Annotated in this window: 7 protein-coding genes and 1 pseudogene; 7 read left to right on the plus strand and 1 reads right to left on the minus strand. The window is 60.2% G+C overall.

Going from position 1 to position 10,091, the window contains the following annotated elements:
• The first annotated feature begins 71 nt into the window (after positions 1 to 71).
• The 3 genes from VF631_RS07795 (at position 72) to VF631_RS07805 (ending at position 4,976) form a co-directional block, all read left to right on the plus strand.
• The gene (locus VF631_RS07795; protein WP_431849722.1) at positions 72 to 680 is read left to right on the plus strand and encodes a hypothetical protein; all 609 of its coding nucleotides are present in this window, start codon (positions 72 to 74) and stop codon (positions 678 to 680) included.
• Positions 681 to 1,150: 470 nt separating this feature from the next.
• Positions 1,151 to 1,858, plus strand: a complete 708-nt coding sequence (locus tag VF631_RS07800; protein WP_431849723.1) for a hypothetical protein — start codon at positions 1,151 to 1,153, stop codon at positions 1,856 to 1,858.
• Between the two features lie 1,453 nt (positions 1,859 to 3,311).
• Positions 3,312 to 4,976 (plus strand): hypothetical protein, encoded by a 1,665-nt coding sequence (locus tag VF631_RS07805; RefSeq protein ID WP_431849724.1) that lies wholly within the window; start codon positions 3,312 to 3,314, stop codon positions 4,974 to 4,976.
• A 400-nt stretch (positions 4,977 to 5,376) separates the two neighbouring features.
• Here VF631_RS07805 and VF631_RS07810 read toward each other — a convergent pair whose 3' ends face one another.
• On the minus strand, positions 5,377 to 6,063 hold the full coding sequence (locus tag VF631_RS07810; protein ID WP_431849725.1) for a hypothetical protein: 687 nt from the start codon (positions 6,061 to 6,063) through the stop codon (positions 5,377 to 5,379).
• 461 nt (positions 6,064 to 6,524) lie between these two features.
• On the opposite strand from VF631_RS07810, the gene VF631_RS07815 reads away from it, so the two are divergent.
• From VF631_RS07815 to VF631_RS07830, 4 genes and pseudogenes are all read left to right on the plus strand, one after another.
• Entirely contained in the window at positions 6,525 to 7,997 is a 1,473-nt protein-coding gene (locus VF631_RS07815) for a hypothetical protein (RefSeq protein ID WP_431849726.1), read from the plus strand.
• A 66-nt stretch (positions 7,998 to 8,063) separates the two neighbouring features.
• The gene (locus tag VF631_RS07820) at positions 8,064 to 8,552 is read left to right on the plus strand and encodes a TIR domain-containing protein (RefSeq protein WP_431849727.1); all 489 of its coding nucleotides are present in this window, start codon (positions 8,064 to 8,066) and stop codon (positions 8,550 to 8,552) included.
• 7 nt (positions 8,553 to 8,559) lie between these two features.
• Positions 8,560 to 9,720 carry a toll/interleukin-1 receptor domain-containing protein gene (locus tag VF631_RS07825; protein ID WP_431849729.1) on the plus strand — a complete coding sequence of 387 codons (1,161 nt, stop codon included), beginning with the start codon at positions 8,560 to 8,562 and terminating at the stop codon, positions 9,718 to 9,720.
• 2 nt (positions 9,721 to 9,722) lie between these two features.
• Positions 9,723 to 10,091, plus strand: a pseudogene (locus VF631_RS07830) (hypothetical protein); the annotation flags it as partial.

Genomic DNA, 10,091 nt, shown 5'->3' on the forward strand with positions numbered 1-10,091 from the left:
TCACCTGCCGAGGTGCTCGAAATGGGTGGTGCCGATCCCCATGTGATCGGCCCTAATCGAGGGAGGGGCGAGTGGCCGTTTTGGGTGAGTTGCTGTTCTATTCCGGCTTTCGCCGCGCAACGCTGTCGGACGCGCTCCGGCATAATCTCGAGACGAATGTCTCGGCTGAGGTCGACAAGCTTCGCGACTCCGAATTCGCGTCGAAATCCGACGAAGAGCTGGTCGCCATGATCGTGGAGCGCTGCAAGGCGACGCCGCTGGAGCTGAATCTTGATGCCGCCAAGGGCGATGCTCAGCCGACCCGTCTTGATGTCCAAGACGTGTTCGGCGATCGCGCCACGGTGGATGGGTTCCGCATCACAAAGGCGATTCCCTTCGAGGGCGACGCCGTGCTGTTCGAGTTGCAGCCGAACCAGTTCGATATGAGCCCGCCGCGCGGTGAAGTGCGAGGCAACCGGGTGATCGTCGGCATGGAAGTGCGGGGGAGCGCCACGGCGGATGCCGAGGGTTACATCAATGAACAGGTGGCGGACATTCAGAAATATATCGGCTGGCAGGCTGAAGCTCTCGCGCAGCATAACGCGGCAGTCCCTGGCACGGCGAGGGTGGCGATCAAGCGGCGGCGAGCGAATTCCGACAAGGCGTCGGAGATCGCCCGGAGGCTAAGCGGTGGGGGCTGAGTTAACGGGATTTTCCTCTGGCCGATAACCCAGCTTCAGGGTCAGCTCCTGCATAGCGCAGTGCACCAATTGGCCGCCAGGGGCGGTTAGCTCGTATCCTCCTCGTCGAAGGAGGCGAATTTAGCCGCCTTCGTAGCTGAGCGACCGCCCGGCTGGCGCAACGGGCTCGCGCGCTGGTTGCGAATATGCGACACCGTCCGCTCCCTACGCGAGCGGTTCAATCGGGATGCGGCTGCTCACCCCTTCTGATGGTGTCGGGAGGGCGCGCGGCCTGCTCAGCGCCTGAAGAGGCGCGGCGGCGGGTGCCTGTAGTGAGGGCTGTCGGCGGGACACCGCAGGGTCCAGATGATCGCAGGAAGGTGGGGTACGGCTCGGCTGAGCACCAATCCCAAAGCTAAGATGATCGCCTCTGCCATCGTACCGGTCCCTGAAAATGTTTCCACCGGCATGCGGCAGTGCGGTCCGAGGTGGTGGCGCGTCCAGCAGTGGCGCTGCGCTTGATGGTGGCGCATGCGATCGTCGGCTCAACTCTCTTCCGGGTCAGCCCGGAGCCGCAGCGGGCGCACAGCGATGCAATCGGGGAGAGCGTCGAGACCTGCCCGAGCGAGGCGGTGTTTGATGTCCGGTGCCGGGCCGCGCTCAACCTGATCGGCCTCCGCCCCGAGGTGCCGACCGTGATCGGCGGCTATGAAGGTGAGCACGGCCTAGCTGGCCTGTTCACGCGCCTGCTGACCCTGTCCGACCAGGCGTCGCTCGACATCTTGGCCGTTGTCATGGCCGAGGCGCTGGAGGCCGGCAGCGTCATCGTCGAGGCGCTCGGGCAGCTCAGCATCGACATGGCGAACGTCTGGCAACCTGACGAGGCGTTGCTGGCCCTGATCAAGGACCGCGAGGTGCTGGACCGCATCCTGCCGAAGTTGCGGGGGAGACGGCGGCGCAGGCCAATGCGGCGGCGAATGGCAGGGGGAAGCGGCGCATCATCCGCGACTGCCTCAGCGGAGAGAATGACAGGGCCAAGGTGGACGGATAGGTGCCGAGATGGATGGCGTTCCCGCCAGCCGCGTACACCCTGCGCGGCGGCGTCGGCACGGTCAGCCGCCGAGCAGATTGCGGGCCTGATGACGGCCGCAGCGCCGGACACGGCCGCGCTTCCCGCCGACCTGGCCCAAGCCGCCTGACCCCGAAGAGCACCGGCGGCGGGGGAGCGTTGCCGGCTCCCGAGAGGATCGTCGCCATGACCGACATTTACGAACCCGAGCTGCTGCGGCGACTTGATCTAGCCATTCTGAGCCTGCCGAGGCGCCAGCGCTCGATATCCCTCGCCTGCCGAGTTAACGGCTTGTCCTATCGGAGATCGCCGAGCGCATCCGCCTGACCCCTCGTCAACTTGAGCGACACATCGCCGAGGCGCTCTACAAAATCGGCCGCCAAATAAATGGCCGGAAGCTGCGCTGGTGGGAACGTTGGTTCTGAACCAGCCAAGTTCACTGCCGGCGGGCGGGCAAGCCGCCCACGGGCCACTCTCGCCAGAGCAGCGGCTAATGCTTAGGATCGGACCCGATGCGTACGGATTCGACCATCTGCCGCCCGCCAAGCAGCGCGAGCTGGAGCGCGTCGTCCAGATCCTGCCCGCGCACATGTCTATTTACCGCTGCTCATCAAGTGTCTCCGGGCGCTTATCGAGAGGGAACCCGAAGGGGGCGCGTCCTGATCGTCATCTCGAGCCTGGACACCACCCGGACCCATGTCCAGGCGGCTATTCCGATCCACAAGCTTGTGAGCTGGCACGGCTCGTTCAATGCCGGAGAGCGGTTCGGGATGGGGGCTGATAGGGGGTGACATCCTGATCGTTCCCGCGCTGCGTATGAGGCAAGTCCGTTCGATTGCCGGTGGGCGAGCCTCTTTCGCTTCGGAGCGGTGCTCTACTTCTCTCGGGTCGGCTGTCCCGCCATTGTCGGTACTTCCGGCGCAACGAAGGGGCTTGGCGCGCTTCCGGGGCGCATCTTGCGAGGCTGGAGAACTTGAGCGGCTACCCCGGCCGGGTCGCGTGTACGTAAAGACCGCAGAACTCGTTCGTTGACAGTTTACCGGCTGGGCTCCATCAATCGTAACGCTTGGGAAACGGCTTAGGGCGTCTATCCTCGCGGTCAGGGGGGGGGTGGGTGTGCGATCTACTGCGTTGCTAGCGATCGCGATCCTGGGGTGTTCGTACCCGCCTGCTGACGGCCCGATGATCTCCGCGGCAGCGCCGGGATCAGTTCCTCTACCGGTATCAGAACTCCGTGTCTCCCCATTTGCCCGTCCTGAAGCTCGCTCGGCCGTGGCCGATCTCACGTACTTATCTGCCGACGAGCTCAGCCGAATGTTCAAGGGTAGGCAAATCCGCATGCGCACCCTTGCCGATGTTGAGAGCACTACGACGTTCGAGGCAAATGGACATTACCAGCTGTCAGCGCACCGCCGGCAAGTGAGCGGCACCTTCGAGCTACGCGGGAACAGGCTCTGCTTAATGGAGCCGTACGCAGGTACAAGATGCGCGCATATTCTTACGGCTCGCGCGGAGCGCTTCTTTCTCGTGGAGGATGCTCAGCCCAATATATTGGTTCCAATCGAAATTGGGGGGATTAGATAATGGCGTGGGTGGATGTCTCGCAAAAGCTTCGCTTCTATGGCTATCCAGACACTTGGACCCTTCCCGCAGGAGAGGCGACAAGTCCTACATTCTCGGTGCCTGACAAGGACAAGACCCAAACCTATCTTGAGTCGCTTTACACCACATCAGCTACAGCACGAGGCATGCTGGACCAGCTGTCAGCGTCAGGATTGATTAGAATATCTCAATCTGCCCCCAATAATCCGGGCTATGCCGTCGCGACCGTGCTGCCGCAAATGGGCTTCAACTATGACGCGATTTCAAGGTTTCACTATTTCAATAAAAAGGGGGAGATGGTTCCGGAAAAGGCTGAGCTGACCATTGCGCATGAACTGGCTCACATGTCGAACCCTACGTTCGCTGATCCGGCCGGCGGTCAGGCAGCGATGAATGGAGCATCGTACGACTTCGATGGGCCCATAGTCGGCATACAGAACCAAGTCGCGAGGGAAATTGGAGCAACTAGCAACCTTCAGGTTTCTTATGCCGCCACACTAATCTCCGGTGTGGATCCGGGCTTTTCCGAGTTCAAGCAGAACTATAGCTATAGCTATAAGCGGGACGTGGACATCGTACGGCTAGGCGACCAAAATGGTGCTGTGGACACCATGGACCTCAGTAGTCGTACTGACCTCAAAACCTCATTGATGTTCGGCCTCTCCGGCAACGATGTACTTAAGGGCAGCGGCGGCGTCGACTTTCTGTATGGAGGAAAAGGAGCGGATCAGCTTTTTGGCAATGGCGGTAACGACTACCTCGTCTTCGACACGTCCGATACCAAGGTGGACGGCGGCGCGGGATTCGATACGGCGGTTCTAACCGCCGGAGTTGATGCGACTACCGGCAAGCCTCTCGGTGCTACATTCAACCCGAGCAGCTTGGGGCTCAGACTTATTGAGCGTGTTTACGGCACGGAGGGCGACGACCTCATTACGATATCGGGTGGTGCGTATATCGTAGACGGAGCTGCGGGGAACGACCGGTTCACTCTGAGCGGAACCGCTGCAATTACCCTTGAGTTCAGATCCGGGTTTGGCCAAGATTTCGTGGATGGCCTCTTTATTCCGCAATCATCCGGCAAGGCTTGGATTGCAGCGCGTCAGAACGACACCATAAAGTTCGTTGATCTAATGCCTGCCGATGTGTCGCTGATCTGGACCTACACGGAGTCCGGTATTGGTAACTGGGCGTATCGAACGGGTGCATTTTCGATTAAGGTCAACGCGACGGGCGACACGATCTCCTTTGGAGAACTATACGCGGAGATATTCTACTACATTCATGTTCCTGGAGACATGGCGGCCTCAGAGGTGTTAGTATTTTACGATGGTGGCGCAGCGGAGGAGTACGACAGTAGCAATGTCGTCTACAAGGGAACGCACGGGGACGCATCAACTAGGGACATCTACTACCACTTCGACCTATTCCAATTTGCAGATGGATCTCGATATAGCATTGTCGACTTGTTCCAGCTGAGCGACTATGCATCGAGCGCGCAGCCCACTTCGGCGTCGATCGCACCGCAACGCGATGAGTGGTATCAGACCGCCTCAAGCCCGGAGGCGTCCTTTCAACAGGCAGGTGCAGCACGCTGGATAAACGATCACTTGTACAACCTGCATCACGATCTAATGTTACTGTGAGCCAGCTATGTCACGAGCACCTCTGGCTCAGGATCGAGGACAGAGCATTGCAGACCTATCCGGCCCGCGAAGCACGTCCAGAAGCTTGAGCCCGCTCTCCCCCTCTCCAGATGCCGCGGAGGTGCTCGTCACGTTCGTAAACTCCACAATCTGAGACGGCGCCATATAGCCTCGTCACGCCTATTCACGAAGGTTACGCGCGAGCTGCAGATCGTGTGGGGTAAAGTGTGGGGAGTGCCATCTGGAGCGAGCGGGAACTTGCATTTATAGCAACTACTTAGCGGGAAAATGTGGCGACCTCCCGCGGAGCCAATTTGGTCCAATGGTGGCGGCGCCACGCTGACGCGGCACCCGCTAATGGTGAAGCGCGGCAAGGGCGACAAGCTTTGCCGCCATTTCATCAGCGCGGGGGTGGGGTTCGGCGCCAAGCGCTATTCAGGCGCTTCGACAGTTTCTCCGCGCGGTCCTCCGCAGCGTCGGGCGTGCCGGTCCAGCTATCCGCTTCGTCATCCTTCGTGACCCATTGGAACAGGAGAATTGAGCCGTCGGTCTGCTCAGTGCTCGCAGCGGCGAGTGGATGATAGCCCTGCTGGAAGTAAAAATCATCAGGGTGCATCACCGGCGGGCTGTCGATGACCCTCGCAATGATGATCTCCGGCGGCTTCTCCCAGTAGGCGGGTCGATCTGCTTGGCGGATGCTCCCGTCTATGATCCACTTCCTACCGTTCCGATCGGCCATGCGAACGACAACGTGCAGGCCGTTAGTGCCGGCATCGGCGTCGGGCAGACCAAGCGCAACGGTATTCGGGATGACAAATCGACCGTCTCGACGGCGCGAGACATCACACACCACCTTCAAAATTTCCGCCTCATACCCCTTCGAGTGGAGGAAGGTCAGTATTGCCTTGGATGCCAGGATGCACCGTGAATAGGTGTTGCCGCCAAGCCCGGTCGCTACGATCGCCGGCCACAGATGATAGCCAATCGTAGCGAACGCACGGAATGTGTAGGTGTCCGGCGACTCCTCATCCTCGTAGGAGATGCGCCAGCGCTCATTGGGTGACCCCGAATCCACGGGCAGATGCATCGGCGTTCTCGGCTGGTAAGAATCTTTTCGAACGAAGCTTTAGGGGACGGCTTGCGGGATTTGGCAATGCGCACAGCCGGCTGCAAGCGGCGACCGGTTCCCGCCGCTGAAGTTTCCTCGGGCTGCATGAGTGCCAGCTGGTGGCGTAAAGTAGCCCATTCGCGCGCTCGAGCGCACCCGCTCCCGACCATTCGTCCCGCCGCCAAGGCTTCGTTTTCGTTCGGAGGGGTGCCGGGAGATGTCACCTTATCCCGCTCCCTTGTTACCTATACGTTACCTGGCGACAAAAAAGGTAACAGGAAAATGGCGGAAATCTGGCGCGCCCGGCAGGACTCGAACCTGCGACCCCAAGCTTAGAAGACTCGTCGGAAGTGCCCTGTCAAACAGACGAAGGTTACCGGAAGATTTGCTATCGCCGCGACTAGCTCGGTAAAGTGCTTATCCACTGGGGATGAACGGTGATGCGAACCGATAAGCCGATCAAGCGGGTCTTTATCGCTTCAGTGAACCAGGAAGGCCGCACTGAGGGTGACGAACGCTATCTTGAGCTTCGAGCAAAGATAAATGCTTTGCAGCTTGAGGATGATTTGGATCGGTGGATCGCCGAGTATAAGAGCCCCGGTCTCGATTCTCAAGGCTGGCGCACGATCATTGATCGGTGCATTCGCGAGCTGCACGAATCCGACCTCATGATCGTGCTCCTTTTTCGCCGTCTTGGCTCGCAAGTGGAGATCGACGATCTCGGTCCCTCCCCGGTTACATATCTCGAGATCGAGCTTTTCCACGCCAGCTTGCGGCGCATTCCAGTAATTTTCTTCCGAGCCGACGACTTCGTCCCGAGCGATCAGCTTGGCGCGATGCTCCGCCTCCTCGAACGAGTTACGGATCCCCGGCAATGGGTCACGGAGTCCGAGAGAAACGTCGAACGTCGGGTGATCGAGGTGCTTCGGCATATAGCGAAGGAAGGGCAGCTACCGCCCGACTTGAGAGGCTTTCGTGACGGGCTGTCGGATGATCGCTCGTTCCTTCGTTGGAAGGAGGAAGTCGCCTCAAGCCGGTTGAGCTTCCTTTCGGGCTACAGGCCGGGTGCGCAGGGTCCTCTGTCCCTTCCACGCGTCGATCTGCTTCTTCGAGAGGCCAACCTAACGGGCAAAGGAGGCGAGAGCACTTTCGTTGATCGGCTCTCGCGCCTGTGGCTGGCGCTTCGGGAACTTGCCCAATTGCCGGCGGAAGATGTTGATCAGACGACAGCCGTCAGGTGGATACGCCTGTGCGAGCTGTGGACGAGTTCGGCAGCCTGGTTGAGGCTGCATGGTCCGCTCGAGCTGGGGGTGCTCGCGACCTTCCACACTCGCGTGGACCTTAGGAACCGCGGATTCATCGTGGAGTCCGATTTCCCCTATGGTGCCTACGCGAGTGAGGCCTACTCCATAGCGAAATACTCTGAACAACCTTCCTGGCAACGGCGGCGCTTTCAGGCCTCTCGTCGTTTGGCGACGAAGCAGATCGAGCTGCAGTCAGCGGATCCCTCAGGCGCCTTCGGCATTCGTGCCAGCGCCACCATGCAGCTGGCTCAGCTGGGACGCCCATGGCTCGTTCCGCAGGCGCTTCTCGATTATCGCGCCATGTGGCGCACTCGGCGGAAGCTTCACGCTTCCGACTCTGAGATCGGCGAGGCTCTTGTTGAGTTAGCTTACGCCGAGTTCATGGTCGGACGGCACCTGCCGTGGCTGCGTAATCAGAGTCTTGCCAAACTTCGGGAGGGCGTGGCTTTGATGGAGGCAGACCGACCCCATCTGAGGCCGGGTTTCGTCAAGAGGGCTAAGCTGAAGCTGGCGAATGCGCTGGCTGCGGCTGGAAAGCTGGACGAAGCGGAGGTCCAGCGGACTGAGCTTACAGCCTTAGCGCGGACTCATGGCTTACCGCTCGACTGATCTGGCTGTCGCCGCTGACATAATTGCATCACCCTGTTAATGGACCGAACGACTCTCGGGGGCTTCATGGCGCGCAAGGTGTTCTTCAGCTTCCACTACGACCGCGACGTGAGACGGGTGGTTCAGGTCCGCAATTCGTGGGTGGTGCGTACGAAGGGTGAGGCGCCTCCGTTCTATGACAAGGCCGAGTTCGAAGAAGCCAAACGTCGCGCCGGCGGTATCGAAAAGTGGATCGAGGACCAGATGACGGGGACGTCCGTGACGGTAGTCCTGTTCGGTACCGAAACCTACGATCGGCCGTGGGTACGGCACGAAATCAAGCGGAGTTACGAACTGGGGAAAGGCATGCTCGCGATCGACATTCATCGGGTAAAGGACCCGCAGCATGGCGCGGACATCCAGGGAGAGAACCCGTTGGACTATTGGTCCGTGACCCAGGGTGGAAGGAAGGTCCCCTTCAGCAGCATCTATCCCACTTACGACTGGGTTTTGAACGACGGCTACAATAACTTGTCCGCATGGATCGAGGCGGCGGCGAAATCTGCGGGGCGCTGAGGCATCGATGAGCCTCTATGAGATTGCGATCCTCGGGGCTGTGTCCGCTCAGAACCGGACCATACTGACGGAGACGATCCGCCGGATGGTCGGGGATTTCGAACTCGCCCTTGGGGACGACGTTCTCATCCACGATTCAGTGACCGTGGCCGAGCGTGACAAAAGTGCGGCCTTCGCGGCCGTCTATTTTGGCGGGGTCCCGATCGTCGACGCCGATGTGGCGCTGGACCTGGTGATATCCAGTGCGCCCATCATTCCCACGATCGCGGCGGGCGCCAATTTTGGCGCTGAGATTCCGAAGATCCTTCGGGAAGCGAACGGCCTTATCCGCCGCAATGATGATCCTGAGATGAACGAGCTCGCCTCGGCGATCCTGGAGGTTGTCGGTCTCCTGCGCCGACAGCGAAGAGTTTTCGTCAGCTATCGGCGCGTCGAATCCACGGCGGCGGCCCTGCAGCTGCATGATCTCTTAATTTCCCGCGGGTTCGACGTCTTTCTCGATACGCACGACATTCGGCCTGGCGATCCATTCCAGGATGTTCTCTGGCACCGACTCGTCGATTGCGACGTTATGGTGATGCTCGACACTCCCGGCTATTTTGAGAGCCGCTGGACGCGCCAGGAGATCGGACGGGCCCGAGCTAAGGAAATCCAGGTGCTCCGGGTTATCTGGCCGGAGCACGAGCCGACCAAGCTCACCGATCTCGCAGAGACCGTCTACCTCGACGCCGCTGAGCTCCAGGGACCGACGGGCCCGATCGTCGCCGCTACCGCGGAGACGATCGCCTCACGGGTTGAGCGGCTGCGGAGCCGGAGCATCGCAGCCCGCTACATGTCGATCACCGGCAAGCTGCGTGCCGACGTCGCGAAGATCGGCGGGAGGATAGAGGGCATCGGGAGGCATCGGGCGATTGCGGTGAGACTGTTCGATGATCGAACAGTCTGGGCCTATCCGATCGTCGGCATACCCTCGGCTGAAACGCTGAACGATGTGGCCGACAAAGCCAAGCGAGCGGACCAGGGCGAGGCGCCTATTCTCGTATATGACCATATCGGCATTCGAGACACTTGGTCAGCGCACCTCAAGTGGCTCGACGATCAGATTAAATCGGTGCGTGCGATCAAAGTTTCGGAGGCCGGCTGGGAGCTCGTCGGGCTTGCAGGCTAGCGATGGGCGAGGCGATATTCCTTTCGGCGAGCGCCCCCGATCCGAAGCGGGCACCGCAATATGCGGCAACGGCCGACATAGTGGCGATCACCGCGGCGGTATCCGCCTTGGTGTATGTAATCTTAGGGCGGCGGCCTTTGATCTGGGGGGGGCATCCGGCCATCACACCAATGGTGTGGGTAGTCGCCCAAGATGTCGACGTCGATTACGGACGTTGGGTGCGCTTGTATCAGTCCGAATATTTCGAGGATAAGTTCCCAGACGACAACGCACGCTTCCAGAATGTCACTTTCACCCCCAGCGTTGAGGGGGACCGCGAGGGGAGTCTGAAGTTGATGAGGCAGCGGATGTTTTCAGAACATCGCTTCGCG

It is taken from the genome of Allosphingosinicella sp., from assembly GCF_036387615.1.
In the GTDB taxonomy this organism is placed as follows: Bacteria; Pseudomonadota; Alphaproteobacteria; order Sphingomonadales; family Sphingomonadaceae; genus Allosphingosinicella.